The 15,856-nt window shown below is 67.5% G+C and carries 13 protein-coding genes and 1 pseudogene; 4 read left to right on the top strand and 10 right to left on the bottom strand.

Translation table 11 applies throughout. The annotated features are described in order from the left end of the window. Positions 1-24: 24 nt before the first annotated feature. On the bottom strand, positions 25-1,077 hold the full coding sequence (locus OVA13_RS10950) for an oxidoreductase (RefSeq protein ID WP_267790513.1): 1,053 nt from the start codon (positions 1,075-1,077) through the stop codon (positions 25-27). A gap of 173 nt (positions 1,078-1,250) precedes the next feature. Between OVA13_RS10950 and OVA13_RS10945 the strand changes: the two genes are divergently transcribed. Then, positions 1,251-1,616 carry a BON domain-containing protein gene (locus tag OVA13_RS10945; protein ID WP_267790512.1) on the top strand — a complete coding sequence of 122 codons (366 nt, stop codon included), beginning with the start codon at positions 1,251-1,253 and terminating at the stop codon, positions 1,614-1,616. A 134-nt stretch (positions 1,617-1,750) separates the two neighbouring features. Continuing rightward, positions 1,751-2,305, top strand: a complete 555-nt coding sequence (locus OVA13_RS10940; protein ID WP_267790511.1) for a lipocalin family protein — start codon at positions 1,751-1,753, stop codon at positions 2,303-2,305. A 200-nt stretch (positions 2,306-2,505) separates the two neighbouring features. Here the strand turns inward: OVA13_RS10940 and OVA13_RS10935 are convergent, their stop codons facing one another. The 7 genes from OVA13_RS10935 to OVA13_RS10905 all read right to left on the bottom strand — a co-directional run bounded on the left by OVA13_RS10935 (position 2,506) and on the right by OVA13_RS10905 (position 11,218). Next, positions 2,506-3,096 carry an acyloxyacyl hydrolase gene (locus OVA13_RS10935; protein WP_267790510.1) on the bottom strand — a complete coding sequence of 197 codons (591 nt, stop codon included), beginning with the start codon at positions 3,094-3,096 and terminating at the stop codon, positions 2,506-2,508. A gap of 101 nt (positions 3,097-3,197) precedes the next feature. Then, on the bottom strand, positions 3,198-4,613 hold the full coding sequence (locus OVA13_RS10930) for an efflux transporter outer membrane subunit (RefSeq protein WP_267790509.1): 1,416 nt from the start codon (positions 4,611-4,613) through the stop codon (positions 3,198-3,200). After that, on the bottom strand, positions 4,607-5,401 hold the full coding sequence (locus OVA13_RS10925; RefSeq protein ID WP_267790508.1) for an SDR family oxidoreductase: 795 nt from the start codon (positions 5,399-5,401) through the stop codon (positions 4,607-4,609). The genes OVA13_RS10930 and OVA13_RS10925 overlap by 7 nt, the downstream gene beginning before the upstream one ends. Positions 5,402-5,428: 27 nt before the next feature. After that, on the bottom strand, positions 5,429-8,596 hold the full coding sequence (locus OVA13_RS10920) for an efflux RND transporter permease subunit (RefSeq protein WP_267790507.1): 3,168 nt from the start codon (positions 8,594-8,596) through the stop codon (positions 5,429-5,431). Between the two features lie 90 nt (positions 8,597-8,686). After that, positions 8,687-9,895: an efflux RND transporter periplasmic adaptor subunit gene (locus tag OVA13_RS10915; RefSeq protein WP_267790506.1), complete on the bottom strand. Its 1,209-nt coding sequence runs from the start codon at positions 9,893-9,895 to the stop codon at positions 8,687-8,689. Between the two features lie 142 nt (positions 9,896-10,037). Further along, positions 10,038-10,838 (bottom strand): SDR family NAD(P)-dependent oxidoreductase, encoded by an 801-nt coding sequence (locus OVA13_RS10910; RefSeq protein WP_267790505.1) that lies wholly within the window; start codon positions 10,836-10,838, stop codon positions 10,038-10,040. After that, positions 10,835-11,218, bottom strand: coding sequence for a hypothetical protein (locus OVA13_RS10905; RefSeq protein ID WP_267790504.1), 384 nt, complete (start codon positions 11,216-11,218; stop codon positions 10,835-10,837). Before OVA13_RS10905 ends, OVA13_RS10910 begins: the two co-directional genes overlap by 4 nt. 354 nt (positions 11,219-11,572) lie before the next feature. Between OVA13_RS10905 and OVA13_RS10900 the strand changes: the two genes are divergently transcribed. Both OVA13_RS10900 and OVA13_RS10895 read left to right on the top strand, forming a co-directional pair. Continuing rightward, positions 11,573-12,598, top strand: a complete 1,026-nt coding sequence (locus tag OVA13_RS10900; protein WP_267790503.1) for a LysR family transcriptional regulator — start codon at positions 11,573-11,575, stop codon at positions 12,596-12,598. 133 nt (positions 12,599-12,731) lie between these two features. Beyond that, positions 12,732-13,289 (top strand): hypothetical protein, encoded by a 558-nt coding sequence (locus OVA13_RS10895; protein ID WP_267790502.1) that lies wholly within the window; start codon positions 12,732-12,734, stop codon positions 13,287-13,289. Positions 13,290-13,355: 66 nt separating this feature from the next. Here OVA13_RS10895 and OVA13_RS10890 read toward each other — a convergent pair whose 3' ends face one another. Both OVA13_RS10890 and OVA13_RS10885 read right to left on the bottom strand, forming a co-directional pair. Next, positions 13,356-13,748, bottom strand: coding sequence for an OmpA family protein (locus OVA13_RS10890; RefSeq protein ID WP_267793513.1), 393 nt, complete (start codon positions 13,746-13,748; stop codon positions 13,356-13,358). 3 nt (positions 13,749-13,751) lie between these two features. Continuing rightward, positions 13,752-15,779, bottom strand: a pseudogene (locus tag OVA13_RS10885) (sodium-translocating pyrophosphatase); the annotation flags it as partial. Between the last annotated feature and the right edge of the window lie 77 nt (positions 15,780-15,856).

The following is a 15,856-nucleotide window of genomic DNA, read 5'->3' as shown; positions in this document are numbered from 1 at the left end:
GATCGGATGGTTGCCAGTCGCGACTCACGTCGCTCCAATCCCGCACGCGAGCTCCCTGCGCTCGGCGCTGCTCTGCATGCCCAGCTCGATCAACCGCATGACGTCGATCGCCTGCTGCGGTGTCACCGGTGGTGGCGTGCCGTGCAGGATCGCATCGCGCATGCCGGCGTAATACTGGCGATAGTCGCCCGCTTGCGCCGTCGCGACTTCCGTCACCAGGCGGCCGTCGCATTCGCGCACGACTTCACCGGCACGCGTATCCACGCCCCAGCCTGGCGCTCCCGGCGCAACGCCAGCGCGCAGCTGGTCTTCCTGCACATCCAGTCCATGCTTGAGATAACTGCCACGCGTGCCGTGCACCGCGAAGCGCAGGCCGTTGCCGGCGACCAGCGCACTGGCATGCAGGATCGCGCGGTGGCGCGGGTAGTGCAGGGTGGCATGGAAGTAGTCCGGTGCCTGTGCGCCATCGCGCAGGCGGTCGATGTCGGCGGTGATCGCCTGCGGCAGGCCGAACAGCTGCACTGCCTGGTCGATCAGGTGCGGTCCCAGGTCGTACCAGAGGCCGCCACCGGGTTCGTCGCGTTCGCGCCAACGGTCCTGCACGAGGGGGCGGAAGCGATCGAAATGCGAATGGAATTCCGCCACCCGGCCCAGCGCGCCGGCATCGATCAGGTCGCGCAGGGTGAGGAAATCCGCATCCCAACGCCGGTTCTGGAACACGCTGGCGACCTTGCCCGCCCGCGTCGCGGCATCCAGCACCGCGCGTGCCTCCTCCACCGTCAGCGTGAACGGCTTGTCCACCACGACGTGCTTGCCCTGCGCGAGTGCGGCAAGCGCCAGCGGCGCATGAACAGCGTTGGGTGCCGCGATGACGACAAGATCCACGGCCTCATCGCTGAACGCCTCTTCCGCCCGTTCCCGCACGCATGCCTGCGGATGGTCCGCCTGGACCTTCGCACTGTCGCGCGACACCACCGTATGCAGGGAAAAGCCCGGCGTCCCGACGATCAGCGGTGCATGGAACACCTTGCCAACGAAGCCATACCCGACGAGGGCGACATGCAATACGTGCGACATGGCGATCACGCAGAGAGGATGACGACGAGCATCATAGTGTGTCGCGGGTCCGCTTTCATTTCGCGTTCACCCTGAACACCGTGCAACGTCATGGCCTGGCACACACGCTTTTCACGCTGACTGTACGCGGCCGCGGGAAGACTGGCCCCGCAACACCACTGGAGGAAATCCATATGAAGAAGACCATCCGCAATCATCCGCGCGCCGTGCTTGCCGTTGCGCTCTCCGCCACGCTGTTGTTCTCCGCCGGCCAGGCGATGGCACAGGCCAACGAGCCGGAAGAGAAGAGCACCGAAGCCGTGAACGGTTCCGCGCAGCCGGTCAACGACACCTGGATCACCACCAAGGTGAAGGCTGACCTGCTGGCGACCGAGAACGTCTCCGGCCTCGACATCAAGGTCGAAACGGTCAACGGCGTGGTTACGCTGTCCGGCGCTGTCGCCAACAAGGCGCAGAAGGACAAGGCTGTCGAAGTCGCCACCAAGATCAAGGGCGTGACCCGCGTCGACAGCAGTGGCTTGACCCTCGCTTCGCGCTGATCACTGATCCAATCCCGCAACGTTTGTGGCCAGGAGCGGGTGCACCCCAACGCAGGGTGCATCCGCTCCTCTTGCGTCCGCCCACGAAAAGCAGCGCAGTAGCCCCGTCGCATCCCGTCCAAGGAGTGAACCCGATGAAACGCCTGCCCTTGCTGGCCGTTGCCGTGAACCTGTGCCTCGGCGTGGCCTCCGCCGTGCCGGCGCATGCCGCCGAGCCGGTGACCTCGGTGCCGAAGCTGGACATGTCCCGCTACTCGGGGCAGTGGTACGAGATCGCCCACCTGCCGATGGTGTTCCAGAAGAGCTGCGTCAGCGACATCACCGCGCGCTATTCGCTGGACGCGCCCGGCGGCGCGATCGGCGTGCTGAATGCCTGCCGTGAGGCGGACGGGGAGCTGAAACGCGCGGAAGGCATCGCCCGGCCTGTGGAAGGCCATCCCGGCCGGCTGGAGGTGCGGTTCGCGCCGGACTGGCTGGCGTGGGCGCCGTGGGTGTGGGCGGACTACTGGGTGATCGCGGTGGACCCGGAGTACCAGTGGGCCATGGTGGGCGAACCCGACCGCGACTACCTGTGGATCCTGTCACGCGAGCCTTCGATGGACCGCGCCCTGTTCGATGAACTGAAGGCCAAGGCGGAGGCGATGGGTTACGACCTGTCGCCGCTGATCGTGGCGGCGCCCCTGCGGTGAGGGATGCGGCTGGCCTCTGCTGGTTGCAGGAGCGACGTCAGTCGCGACCGGAATAACAGCAACAACATGCACGCTGCCGCTTGTGAAGCGTGGCGGCGGCGCGCGTGACCAGCGTCGTCGCGCTACACCTGTCGTGTGAACACGTCTGGCGTGCGGTCGCGACTGACGTCGCTCCTACAAGGGTGTGCCGTGGATAGGCGTCAGAGCCGCCGGGTGTAGCGGAACTGCAGGAAGTTCTCGCCCGGATTGGGGCGACGGATGCGCGCGTTGGAGAAGTGCTGGAAGCGCAGTGACCATTCGTGCTGTGCGTCCGCACCGAAGCGCTTGCCCAGGGCGATGTGGTCGCCGAAATTGAAGGTGGTGCTGAAGGTCTTCTTCTCGGTGCTGTACTTCGGGAAGATCACGTTGACGCCGATGCCGCCTTCGATGAACCAGCCTTCGTTCCAGCCGTTGGGGCGCAGGCGCAGCGCAGGACTGATACCCACCTGCGTGCTGCCCTGGTTGTCGCTGTGCCATCGGCCGATCTCGCCCTGCCACTGGCCGGTCACGTGGCCGAAGCCGTACTGCTTTTCCCACGCCCAGTCCCGGCTGGCGCCCACGGTCAGCGACTGCGCGTCCTCCGCCACGCCACCCTGCACGTAATAAGCCGTGCGCGGTTCGGCCGCCATGGCGGTGGCAGCGAGGGAAAGGGACAGCAGCGTCGCCATGGCCAGGCCGGCTGGCGTGCGTGCGATGCGGAGCAGAGGAGTGGAGCGGAGGGCGCGGGACGCGATACGGGGCAACGCAGACACGGGGGTTCTCATCAAGGGAAAGGAACCGCGCCCGCAGGCGCGGTCATTACGGAGTGACGGGTTTTATTGCAGGGGAGGTGCGAAATGCGGGTGATGGCCGGCTACGGCTGCGCCGCCAGCGCGGGTGCGATGTCCTGCTCGCCTCCGCCGCCCAGCGACTTGTAGATGGCCACTACCCCGACATTGACCCCCGCCTCGGCCTGCGCGAGCGCATCGTCCGCAGCCAGCTGCGAGCGCTGTGCATCCAGCAGGGTGAGGAAGTCCGACGAGCCGGCACGATACCGGACTTCGGCCAGCTCTGCTGCCCGGCGCGCGGCAACGGATTGTTCCAGCCGCAATTTCAGCTGCGCTTGGCGCTTGGCATAGGACAGCAGTGCGTTTTCGGTATCTTCCAGCGCGGCCAGCACGGCCTTCTCGTACTCCGCCGCCACGCCGTCGGCCTGGGCTTCGCTCGCACGCAACCGCGCACGCACGCTGCCCATGTCGAAGGCGGCCCAGCTGATCGACGGGGTCACCTGCCAGGCACGGTTGTCGCCGTTGACCAGGTTGCCCCAGCCACCGGACAGGAAACCGATGAAGCCGCGCAGGCTGACCCGCGGGAACAGGTCGGCCGTGGCGACGCCGATGCGCGCCGTGGCGGCCGCGAGCCGGCGTTCGGCGGCACGCACGTCGGGCCGCTGGCGCAGCACGTCGGTGGTGTCGCCGATCGGCAGTGCCTTGGCGAAGGCGGGCGCCTCGCGCGGGGCCAGCAGGACATCGATCTCACCGGGACGCTTGCCGACCAGCACCGCCAGGCGATGGCGTGATTCGCCTTCGCTGGCTTCCAGCGCCGGCACCTCGGCTTCCACGGCCTTGACCCGGGCCAGGCTGCTCTGCACTTCCAGCTGGCTGCCGGCGCCGAGTTCGAACTGGGATTCGGTCAGGCGTTGCGTCTCGCCCAGGCTGGTCAGGATCCGGCGGGCCACGTCGAGGCGCTTCTGGGTACCGCGCAGTTCGAAATAGTTGCGCGCCACTTCCGCCGCGACGGTCACCTGCGCGGCCTGCAATTCGTTGCGCTGCGCCTGCAGGTCGGCATGCGCCGCCTCGGCACTGCGGCGCACGCGACCGAACAGATCCAGTTCCCACGCCGCATCGAAGCCCGCACTGTAGCTGTCGGTCTCCACGCGGCCCTGGCCTTCGACCGGCTGCTTGGTGCGGGTGCCTTCCACGCCGGCGGTGACGTGCGGTGCCAGGTCCAGCCGGCGCTCGCTGAACACCGCGCGTGCCTGGTTGACGCGCGACACGGCGATGCGCACGTCCGGATTGGCCAGCAGCGATTCGCGCACCAGCTGGTCGAGCACCGGGTCGTCGAACTGGCCCCACCAGGTGGCGATGGGATGGTCGGCGGTGAAGTCGGCGGCCACCGCGTTCCGCACCACCACGGGCGCCGTTGCCGGCGCCACGTAGTCGGGACCCACCGTCACGCAGCCGGCCAGCAGCGCCGTCGCGATGCCGATGACGAGCGAGCGGATCACCATGGCAGCACCTGGTCGAAGTAGTAATAGCCGCCGGTGGGGCCATCGTTGCCGATCAGCGCCAGCTGCACGCTGGTGCGCGCGCCCTCGGGCACGGAGAGTTCGCCGTTCTGCTGGTCGCCGGACTTGTTCATGTCGGTCTGCACGTAGCCCGGGTGGATGGTGTTGACCTTGATGCCGGTGTCCTTCAGCTCGTGCGCCAGGTGCACCGTCCAGGCGTTCACCGCGCTCTTGGACACGTTGTACGCAGGCACGCCCTTGAACTCGTAGATGAAGGACGCCGGGTTCTGGTGCTCGGAGATCGAGCCCAGCAGGCTGGAGACGTTGACGATGCGGCCCGCGTCGGACTTGCGCAGCAGCGGCAGGAAGGCCTGGGTGGTTTCGATCAGGCCGAACACGTTGGTGTCGAACGTGGTGCGCCAGGTCTCCAGCGACTGGCCCGACACGCCCTTGGTGGCGTCGTCGACCAGGATGCCAGCGTTGTTGACCAGGATGTCGAGCTTGCCGTGGCGCTGTTCGACTTCCTTGACGGCGGCGGCGATGCTGGCCGGGTCGGTGACGTCCAGCGCGATCGCTTCCACCGGCAGGCCCTGGGCCTGCAGGTCGAGCGTGGCTTCGACGGCCTTCTCGCGGTTGCGGCCGGCGAGGATGGTGTGCACGCCGGCTTCGGCCAGCTGGCGGACGGTTTCGCGGCCGATGCCGCGGGTGGCGCCGGTGACCAGCGCGATCTTGGATGACGTGCTGTTGGAGGACGCGCTGTTGGAGGACGTGCTGTTGGAGGACGTGTTCATGGCATTGCCTCTTGGATGGGGAAAGTGTCAGTGGGACGCGACGGCTTCATTGGCCGGCGCATGGGAAACGAGCGGACGGTTGGCCAGCTTGCGCAGGGCCACGTAGAACACCGGCGTCAGGAACAGGCCGAACAGCGTCACGCCCAGCATGCCGGCGAACACCGTGATGCCCGTGGCCGAACGCACTTCCGCGCCCGCACCGGTGGACAGCACCAGCGGCACCGTGCCGGCGATGAAGGCCACCGAGGTCATGATGATGGGGCGCAGGCGCAGGCGGCAGGCCTCCAGGGCCGATTCGATGATGCTCTTGCCCTGCAGTTCCAGCTCGCGGGCGAACTCGACGATCAGGATGGCGTTCTTGCACGCCAGGCCCATCAGCACCACCAGGCCCACCTGCACGAACACGTTGTTGTCGCCGCCGGTCAGCCACACGCCGAACAGCGCGGACAGCAGCGTCATCGGCACGATCAGGATCACCGCCAGCGGCAGGGTCCAGCTTTCGTACAGCGCGGCCAGCACCAGGAAGGCCAGCAGCACCGCCAGCGGGAACACCACCAGCGCGGCCTTGCCCTGCGTCGCCTGCTGGTAGCTCAGGTCGCTCCAGTCGATGCCCATGCCGGTCGGCAGCACCTGCTCGGCCAGTTCGGTGACCTTGGCCATCGCTTCGGCCGAGGACAGCATGCGCGGATCGGCATCACCCAGGATGTCGGCGGCCGGATAGCCGTTGAAGCGGATCACCGGGTCCGGGCCATAGGTCTGCTTGATGTTCACCATGCTGCCGATCGGCACCATCTCGCCGTTGGCATTGCGCGTGCGCAGGTTGGCGATGTCCTCGACGTCGTCGCGGAACGTGCCGTCGGCCTGCGCGATCACCTGCCAGGTACGGCCGAACATGTTGAAGTCGTTGACGTAGGCCGAACCCAGGTAGGTCTGCAGCGTGTCGAACAGCTGGGTCAGCGGCACGCCCTGTGCCTTCGCCTTGACGCGGTCCACCTCGGCATCCAGCTGCGGCACGTTGGCCTGGTAGCTGCTGATCGGGAAGCCCATGCCTGGCGTCTGGGACGCCGCACCCTGGAACGCCTGCACCGCGCTCTGCAGTTCGCCGTAACCCAGGCGCGTGCGGTCCTCGATGAACAGCGAGTAGCCCGAACCATTGCCCAGGCCCTGGATCGGCGGCGGCATGAAGGCGAAGGTGAAGCCTTCCTCGATGCCGGCGAACTTCTGGTTGAGCTCGGCGGTGATCTGCTCGGCGCTGTTCTTGCGCTCGCCGAAGGGCTTCAGGTTGAAGAACACCACGCCGCTGTTCGGGGTATTGGTGAACTGCAGCGGGTTCAGGCCGGGGAACGCGATCTCGTCCTGCACGCCTTCCACTTCCATCGCCATCTTGGCCATCTTCTTCAGCACCGCGTCGGTGCGCTCGATGGAGGCGCCTTCCGGCATCTTCACGCCGGCGATCAGGTACAGCTTGTCCTGCACCGGGATGAAGCCGGCCGGTACCGCCTTGAACATCACGCCCGCGCCGATCAGCAGCACCGCGTACACCGCGAACACCAGGCCACGGCGGCCCAGGCTGCGCGAGACCGAGCGCTCATAGCCTTCCGAACTGCGCTTGAAGAAGCGGTTGAACGGACGGAACAGCCAGCCGAACGTGCGGTCGATCATGCGCGACAGCGCATCCTTCGGCGCGTCGTGCGGCTTCAGCAGCATGGCGGCCAGCGCCGGCGACAGCGTCAGCGAGTTGATCGCGGAGATCACCGTGGAAATGGCGATGGTCACCGCGAACTGCTTGTAGAACTGGCCGGTCACGCCGGTCAGGAACGCCATCGGCACGAACACCGCGCACAGCACCAGCGCGATGGCGATGATGGGGCCGGAGACTTCCTTCATGGCCTGGTGCGCCGCGGCCAGCGGCGTCATGCCCTGTTCGATGTAGCGTTCGACGTTCTCCACCACCACGATGGCGTCGTCCACCACGATGCCGATGGCCAGCACCAGGCCGAACAGCGTCAGTGTGTTGATGGAGAAGCCCAGCACGTACAGCACGGCGAACGTACCCACCACCGACACCGGCACCGCGATCAGCGGGATGATGGAAGCGCGCCAGGTCTGCAGGAACAGGATCACCACCAGCACCACCAGCAGCGTGGCTTCCAGCAGGGTGGTGATGACGGCCTTGATGGAGTCGCGCACGAACACGGTGGTGTCGTAGACCGAAGTGATTTCCACGCCCGGCGGCAGGGTCTTGCGGATCTCTTCCATCTTGCCCATCACCGCATCGCGGATTTCCAGCGCATTGGCGCCGGGGGCCTGGAAGATGCCGATGGCGGAGGCATTCATGCCGTTGAGGCGGGCGCGCAGGGTGTAGTCGCCGGCGGCCAGTTCGATGCGGGCCACGTCGGCCAGGCGCACGATCTCGCCGTCGGTGCCGCTCTTCAGCACGATGTCGCCAAATTCCTCGACCGATTCCAGGCGGCCCTTCGCATTGATGGGCAGCAGGAAATCGCTGCCGTTGGGCATCGGCTCGGCGCCCAGTTGGCCGGCGGAGACCTGCACGTTCTGCTCGCGCACCGCCGCCAGCACGTCACCGGCGGTCATGCCGCGCGCGGCCACCTTGTCCGGGTCCAGCCAGATGCGCATGGCGTAGTCGCCACCGCCGAACGCCTGCGCGTCGCCGACGCCGGGGATGCGCGCCAGTTCGTCCTTCACGTGCAGGCGCATGTAGTTGCGCAGGTACAGCGAATCGTACTTGCCGTCCTTCGAGACCAGGTGCACCACCATCAGGAAGACTGGTGACTGCTTCTGCGTGGTCACGCCCTGGCGGCGCACGTCCTCCGGCAGGCGCGCCAGCGCCTGCGCGACGCGGTTCTGCACGCGCACGGCCGCTTCGTCCGCATCGGTGCCCGGGCGGAAGGTGACGGTCAGCTGCAGCACGCCGTCGGAGCCGGCGACGGACTTGACGTACATCATGTCCTCGACGCCGTTGATGGCCTCTTCCAGTGGCGTGGCCACGGTTTCGGCGATCACCTTGGGATTGGCGCCGGGATAGACGGTGCGCACCATCACCGAGGGCGGTACCACTTCGGGGTATTCGCCGATGGGCAGCATCGGGATCGAGATCAGGCCGGCGGCGAAGATCACGATCGACAGCACCGCCGCGAAGATCGGCCTGTCAATGAAGAATCTTGAGAAGTCCATGGGTGGATTTCCTGGAAGGAAGGAAAGAGCGCCCCGTCCTCCCGCCGCTCACGCGGAAGGAGGTGGGGAAACAGAGCGATGTGGCGTGGATCAGTTCGCGGCGGCGACGGCGGGCGGCGGCGTCTCGGCCGCGCCCATCGCGACGACCTTGGCGTTCACCGGCATGCCGGGGAAGAACACCTTCTGCACGCCGACCACGATCACCCTGTCGCCGGCCGTCAGGCCCTTCTCGACGATGCGCAGTCCATCGATGGTGCGGCCCAGCTGCACGTCGCGACGCTGCGCCTTGCCTTCCTTGTCAACCACGTACACGTACTTGCGGTCCTGGTCGGTCAGCACGGCCTTGTCGTCCACCAGCGCAGCCTTGAACTCGCCGCTGCCCAGCAGGCGCACGCGGGCGTACAGGCCCGGCGTGAAGCGGCGGTCGGCGTTGTCCAGCAGGGCGCGGGCGCGGATGGTGCCGGTGCTGCGATCCACCTGGTTGTCCAGGAAGTCCACGACGCCCGTGTGCGGGAAGCCTTCCTCGTCGACCAGCGCGACCTGCACCGGCACCTGGCCGTTGCGTTCGCTCGGGCGCTCGCCCTTGCGCTCCATCTCGGCGTAGCGCAGGAACGCGCGTTCGTCGGCATCGAAGTGCACGTGCACCTTGTCCAGCGACACCAGCGTGGTCAGCACGCTGGCGGCATCGCCGGCGCTGACCAGGTTGCCGGCGGTGACCAGCGCGCGGCCGGCACGGCCATCGATGGGCGCGCGCACCTGGGTCCATTCCAGGTTCAGTCGGGCCGTCTCCACCGCCGCCTGGGCGGCGGCGACGTTCGCCTGCGCCTGGTCGGCGTTGGCGCGGCGCTGTTCGTATTCCTCGGTGGACAGTGCCTGCATGTCGGACAGGCGCTTGGCGCGCGAAGCCTCGCTGCGGCCCAGTTCGGCCAGCGTGCGTGCACGCGCCAGTTCGGCCTGTGCACGGGAAAGCTCGGCACGGTAGCTGCGCGAGTCGATGGTGAAGAGCACGTCGCCCTTCTTCACTTCCTGGCCTTCGTCGTAGTTGACGCGTTCGATGTAGCCCGACACGCGCGGACGCAGGTCGACGCTTTCGACGGCTTCGACGCGGCCGCTGAATTCGTCCCACTGGCTGACGGTCTTCACCGGCACGGCGGCCACGCTGACCGCGGGCGGCGGCGGTGCGCCCTGTTCGGCGGCCTGGCCACTGCAGCCGGCAAGCACGGCCAGCGCCAGCGCGCTGAAGGCGCCCAGCGCCAGCAGGCGTCGTGAACGGACAAGCGGAGAGAGATTCGAGTTCATGGGTGGTGGTCTCGTGGGGGAGAGGGCGGGGTACTGAAAACAGTGGGCGGGAAGATGCGGCCTGAAGTCCGGTTGAGGTCAAGCCCGTGCGCGCGATGTCGCCGATGCAGGCAAGGACGTGGCAGGGCGTTGGGCCGTGACATCATGCGGAGGTGCGTCCGTTGCGACGGACACCGGCCACGGCCCAAAGCGCGTCTTCGACATCCGACGCCAGCATGGTGTCGGGCGGCGCGGCATCGCGGGCGGAGTACGGCACGATCGGCTTGGCGGCTTCCTTCGTGCGCGTCAGCAGCGATACCGCGCTGCGACCCACCGCCAGGGCATTCGGCCATTCGGCGCAGGCATTCACCAGGTTGTCCGGCGTGCAGATCGGTTTGTCGACCGACAGCAGCTGTACGCGCACGCCCAGGCCGTTGGCTTCCTCATGCAGCACCTGCGTCAGCATCCGCATCGCGGCGCCGGTCACCGACGCGTGGCCGTAACCCGACCAGCCGCGTTCCGCATACGGTCCGCCGATCAGCACGTAGTGCGCGGTGCCGGCGTTGTTCTCCGCCAGCAGCGGAATGAGGTGGCGCGCCGCGGCCAGGTGCGGGATCAGGTCGGCTTCCAGCTTCTCCAGCAGCAGCGACGCCGGCTGGTCCAGCAGGCGGCCGCTCTGCAGGGGCGTGCCGATGCTGGCGAACACCGCCCGCAGCGGACGCCCGCGCGCACGGACCTGGTCGGCCAAGCGCGCGGCCTCGCGGTCATCATGGATACAGGGCGAGTGCAGCAGTTCCAGGCCGGGCTCGTCGGCGAAGTGTTCGGCCAGCGCGGCCATGCGCGGGCCGTCGCGGCCCACCGCGAACACCGGGCTGCCGGCCTCCAGCAATGCACCGACCACGCCGAAGCCGACCGTGCCGCCGGCACCGAGCACCAGGGCGCCTGGGGTGAGCGCGGTGTTCACGAGGCACGTCCTTCGCGGCGCGACACGATGCGCGTGCTGAAGGCGGCCGACTTCACCCGCAGCGGCAACGCGGCTGCAGACAGGGCGCGGCGCGGCGCGGTGAACTCGCGGAAGCCCAGCGACCTGCCGGACACCGGCAGGCGCACGGTGGACCGGCCCGTCGCGGGGGAGGGAGACGACGGGCCGGCCAGCGTGCGGAACAGCTGCGCGGACCAGCGCGCCAGGCGCTGGAAGGGAGAGGGGGAGGGCATGGCGGAAAGCTTGCCGGCCGGTGCGCCCGTGGTGATATCCGGATCCTGCCCATGGATTGCCTGATCCTGCAGCAGCACCTTCAGGCAGCTGCCGCTGGTCGGAACGTCATACGCGAATGTCCCGTTCATGGGATGAATACTCCCGTCTTCGGGATAATCCCGGAATACGTACCCAGAGGCCCGAGGGAGGAGCCCGAGCGCGGGGCACCGCCCGACTGCTGCCGGCGTGACGCCCACGGGCCGGCGAAACCCTGTGACTTCAAGTGGTTCAGCCCCGCACTCGCCAGCGAAGGCAGGACTTCCGAGGCGGGTGTGGTGCGGTCGAGGGCGTGGAAGAGGCGGGCCAGCAACATGGCAGCAACTCGGGTGACGGGGGACAGGTCGTCACGTTACGCCCGCAATGAGGACTTGATTAGTCCTGATTAAGGGGAATAATCATCCCGTCAGCGGTCCAATGTGGTCCGCCCCAGCCGAGACATCCCGATGAGCCACGATCTCAACGACACCCTGATCTTCGTCAAGGTGGTTGAACAGGGCAGTTTCATCGCCGCCGCGAACGCACTGCGCCTGCCCAAGACCACCGTCAGCCGCAAGGTGCAGGAACTCGAAACCCGCCTGGGTGCGCAACTGCTGCACCGGACCACCCGCAAGCTGGGCCTCACCGAGGCAGGCAACATCTACTACGAGCACTGCCAGCGCATCGCGCGCGAGCTGAGCGAAGCCGAGAGCGCCGTGAGCCAGCTGCAGGGCGGCCCGCGCGGCTGGCTGCGGTTCACCGCGCCGTATTCCATCGGCATCGACAAGATCGCGCCGCTGCTGGGCGAATTCCATTCCCAGTATCCCGAAGTGCGGGTGGAAATGCTGCTGGCCAACGACACCCTGGACCTGATCGGTGGCGAGATCGACGTGGCGTTGCGCATCGGCAACCTTCCCGATTCCAACCTGGTGGCGCGCCGTCTCAGCACGCTGCGCACGCAGGTCTATGCCAGTCCCAAGTACCTGGCCCGCCATGGCGAACCGCTGCACCCGAACGATCTGCAGCACCATCGCGTGCTGGCCATGCCGAAGAACCGGCGCGGCAACGGCTTCGTGTGGACGCTGCGCGATGCCAACGGCGAGCAGGACTATCCGATCAATCCGATCCTGGTGGCGAACGATCCGGCCGCGCTCAAGGGTGCGCTGTTGTGCGGAGAGGGCCTGATGATCGGTGCGGACGTGATGGTCAAGCCGTACCTGGAGCAGGGCAACCTGCAGCGCGTGCTGGCCGGATGGGCCGGGCAGGAGTACGACTTCAACGCGGTGTTCCCGCGCGGGCACGTACAGTCGCCCAAGGTGCGTGCATTCGTCGACTTCCTGGTGGAGCGCATGAAGTTCGACGTGGACTACATGATGGAGCACTGCCCGGTGTACCTGAAGCAGCAGGCCGAGGCACGCGGCGAAACGCTGGCGCCGGCGGATGCCGAAGCGGTGGCGGTGGGCCGGCAGGTGCTGGCCGACGCGCTGTCCTGAGACAGTCGGGCGCATAACGAATCCCGAACGGACGCCGGTACGGCGGCATGGTTACCATGCCTGCGCACCGCAGGTTCCTGCGCCGTGCACGGATGGATCGTCTCCGCGCCCCACTTCTTTCAGGATGCACACGATGAACAAGCAGATCGCTGTCACCGCGTTGCTGTTGCTGGTTGCCTGCAAGCCGACTGCAAGTGTCCCGCCCGAAGCGCCCGCCGTTGCGCCCGCGGAGGCGAAGGCGACCACACCGCCTGCGCCGCCTGTGGCTGAAGCCTCCGCGGTACCTGCCGATGCCGCCGCCACCCCGGACGACCCGACCGCCGTCAACCAGGCCATCGATGATGCGCTGGGCGACCACGCGCGCTATGAACCGGTGATCCGCCAGCTGCAGCAGGCCGTCGCGGCACGCGACGCCGCGGCGGTGGCGGCGCTGGTCGACTACCCGTTCGATACCGTGCGCGACGGCAAGCCCCTCAAGATCGCGGACGCGGCGGAATTCGCACGCGAGTACGACCGCATCGTCACCCCCGACATCGCGCGCGCCATCACCACGCAGAAGTACTCGCAGCTGATGGTCAACTACAAGGGCGTGATGTTCGGCAACGGCGAAGCCTGGGTGAACGGCATCTGCGTGGACGATGCCTGCAAGGACTTCAACGTCAGGGTGGTGGCCTTGCAGCCGGGGCCGTGATGCCACGCTGAGGAAAAAAGAAAGGCGGCCAGCGGCCGCCTTTCCCGTTTCAGGCCGAGGCAGGCCTCATTCGATCTTCACTTCCACGCGGCGCGCGGCATCCGCGCTGCCGTTGCCTTCGGTCTGCACCGGCTTCTCCAGGGTGATGCGTTCCGCGTCCACGCCGTTGACCACCAGCCATTGCTGGATCGCCTGCGCGCGCTGCTTGGCCAGTTCCTGGTTGGCGGCCAGGTCGCCGCTGGCGTCGTGGTAGCCGGACACGTGCGCGACCACGTCCGGGTCGGCATGCAGGGTGCCCAGCACGCTGGCCATCCGCGCGCTGGTATCCGCCGGCACCACGGCCGAGCTGGTGTCGAAATAGACCTTCGCCAGCCGTGCGTCCAGCAGTTCGCCCGCGGCGATCGGCGCCGACGCGTGCGGCGCCGCGGCCCCCGAGGCATCGCCCAGCCAGCCGTTCACCGGCAGCACCGGCACCAGCAGCAGTGCGACGATGTTGATGATCTTGATCAGCGGGTTGATGGCGGGGCCGGCAGTGTCCTTGTACGGGTCGCCAACGGTGTCGCCGGTGACGGCGGCCTTGTGCGCCTCGCTGCCCTTGCCGCCGTGGTGGCCGTCCTCGATGTACTTCTTGGCATTGTCCCAGGCGCCACCGCCGGTGGTCATCGAAATGGCCACGAAGAGGCCGGTGACGATGGTGCCGATCAGCAGCCCACCCAGCGCCTGCGGCCCCAGCAGCAGGCCGACCACGATCGGTACTGCGACCGGCAGCAGCGAGGGCACGATCATTTCCTTGATCGCCGACTTGGTCAGCAGGTCGACCGCCTTGCTGTAGTCAGGCTTGCCGGTGCCTTCCATGATGCCGGGGATCTCGCGGAACTGACGGCGTACTTCCTCCACCACGCTGCCCGCGGCGCGGCCGACGGCTTCCATCGCCATCGCACCGAACAGGTAGGGAATCAGGCCGCCGATCAGTAGCCCGACGATCACCAGGTGGTTGGACAGGTCGAAGGTGAACGCCACGCCGGGGTTGGCGGTCTGCAGGTTGTGCGTGTAGTCGGCGAACAACACCAGCGCGGCCAGCGCGGCCGAGCCGATGGCGTAGCCCTTGGTCACGGCCTTGGTGGTGTTGCCCACGGCATCCAGTGGATCCGTGATGTTGCGGATTTCCGGCGGCAGTTCCGCCATCTCCGCGATGCCGCCGGCGTTGTCGGTGATCGGGCCGTACGCATCCAGCGCCACGATCATGCCGGCCATCGACAGCATGGCGGTCGCGGCGATCGCGATGCCGTACAGGCCGCCCAGCGCGTAGGCGCCGAGGATGGCGGCGCACACCGCCACCACCGGCCATGCGGTCGAACGCATCGACACGCCGAGGCCGGCGATGATGTTGGTGCCGTGGCCCGTGGTCGACGCCGCGGCGACGTGCTGGACCGGCTTGTACTGCGTGCCGGTGTAGTACTCGGTGATCCACACGATCACCCCGGTCAGCACCAGGCCGACCAGCGCGCAGAAGTACAGGTTCATCGCGCCATACGACGAATCGGACATCAGCTGCGTGGTGATGGGGTAGAACGCGATGGCCGCCAGCACCGCCGACACGATCACGCCCTTGTACAGCGCGCCCATGATGGAGCCGCCTGCCTTCACCTTGACGAAGAACGCGCCGATGATGGAGGCGATGATCGACACGCCACCCAGCACCAGCGGGTAAAGCACGGCGTTCTCGCCGGCCTGTGCCGCCATCAGGCTGCCCAGCAGCATCGTGGCGATGATGGTGACGGCGTAGGTTTCGAACAGGTCCGCCGCCATGCCGGCGCAGTCGCCCACGTTGTCGCCCACGTTGTCGGCGATCACGGCGGGGTTGCGCGGATCATCCTCGGGGATGCCGGCTTCCACCTTGCCCACCAGGTCCGCGCCGACGTCGGCGCCCTTGGTGAAGATGCCGCCGCCCAGGCGGGCGAAGATCGAGATCAGCGACGAGCCGAAGGCCAGGCCCACCAGCGCGTGCAGCGCGTCGGCCTCGGAGTAGCCCAGGTGCAGGTGCAGCACCGCAAAATAGCCGACCACGCCCAGCAGGCCCAGGCCCACGACCAGCATGCCGGTGATCGCACCGCCGCGGAACGCCACGTCCATCGCCGCGCCCATGCCCTTGCTGGCCGCTTCGGCCGTGCGAACGTTCGCGCGCACCGACACGTTCATGCCGATGTAGCCCGCGGCACCGGACAGCACCGCGCCGATCAGGAAGCCGATCGCGCTGGGCCAGTTGAGGAAGAATCCGATCAGGACGAACAGCACCACGCCGGCGATGCCGATGGTGGTGTACTGCCGGTTGAGATAGGCGCTGGCGCCTTCCTGCACGGCGGCCGCGATTTCCTGCATGCGGGCATTGCCCGCGGGTTGCTTCAGGATCCAGCGCGCGGACACCACGCCGTAGATGATTGCCACCGCCGCGCAGATCAGCGCGAGCGTCAAACCATGTTGTTCCAGCATGACCCCTCCCAAGGTTGATGGATGAAGTCCAGCGAACGCATGAACGTGCAACCCAATCCCGGTGGAGCCTTGTTGAA

This window comes from Pseudoxanthomonas sp. SL93 (assembly GCF_026625825.1).
Classification (GTDB): domain Bacteria; phylum Pseudomonadota; class Gammaproteobacteria; order Xanthomonadales; family Xanthomonadaceae; genus Pseudoxanthomonas_A.
Note: the sequence above shows the minus strand (reverse complement) of the source record. Positions and strands in the feature narration are given on the sequence as shown.

What these genes read in the sequence shown, in the direction of transcription:
- OVA13_RS10905 (WP_267790504.1), bottom strand. Translation starts at nt 11,218, where the DNA reads ATGAACGGGACATTCGCGTATGACGTTCCGACCAGCGGCAGCTGCCTG.
- OVA13_RS10920 (WP_267790507.1), bottom strand. Translation starts at nt 8,596, where the DNA reads ATGGACTTCTCAAGATTCTTCATTGACAGGCCGATCTTCGCGGCGGTG.
- OVA13_RS10915 (WP_267790506.1), bottom strand. Translation starts at nt 9,895, where the DNA reads ATGAACTCGAATCTCTCTCCGCTTGTCCGTTCACGACGCCTGCTGGCG.
- OVA13_RS10930 (WP_267790509.1), bottom strand. Translation starts at nt 4,613, where the DNA reads ATGGTGATCCGCTCGCTCGTCATCGGCATCGCGACGGCGCTGCTGGCC.
- OVA13_RS10925 (WP_267790508.1), bottom strand. Translation starts at nt 5,401, where the DNA reads ATGAACACGTCCTCCAACAGCACGTCCTCCAACAGCGCGTCCTCCAAC.
- OVA13_RS10940 (WP_267790511.1), top strand. Translation starts at nt 1,751, where the DNA reads ATGAAACGCCTGCCCTTGCTGGCCGTTGCCGTGAACCTGTGCCTCGGC.
- OVA13_RS10900 (WP_267790503.1), top strand. Translation starts at nt 11,573, where the DNA reads ATGAGCCACGATCTCAACGACACCCTGATCTTCGTCAAGGTGGTTGAA.
- OVA13_RS10945 (WP_267790512.1), top strand. Translation starts at nt 1,251, where the DNA reads ATGAAGAAGACCATCCGCAATCATCCGCGCGCCGTGCTTGCCGTTGCG.
- OVA13_RS10895 (WP_267790502.1), top strand. Translation starts at nt 12,732, where the DNA reads ATGAACAAGCAGATCGCTGTCACCGCGTTGCTGTTGCTGGTTGCCTGC.
- OVA13_RS10950 (WP_267790513.1), bottom strand. Translation starts at nt 1,077, where the DNA reads ATGTCGCACGTATTGCATGTCGCCCTCGTCGGGTATGGCTTCGTTGGC.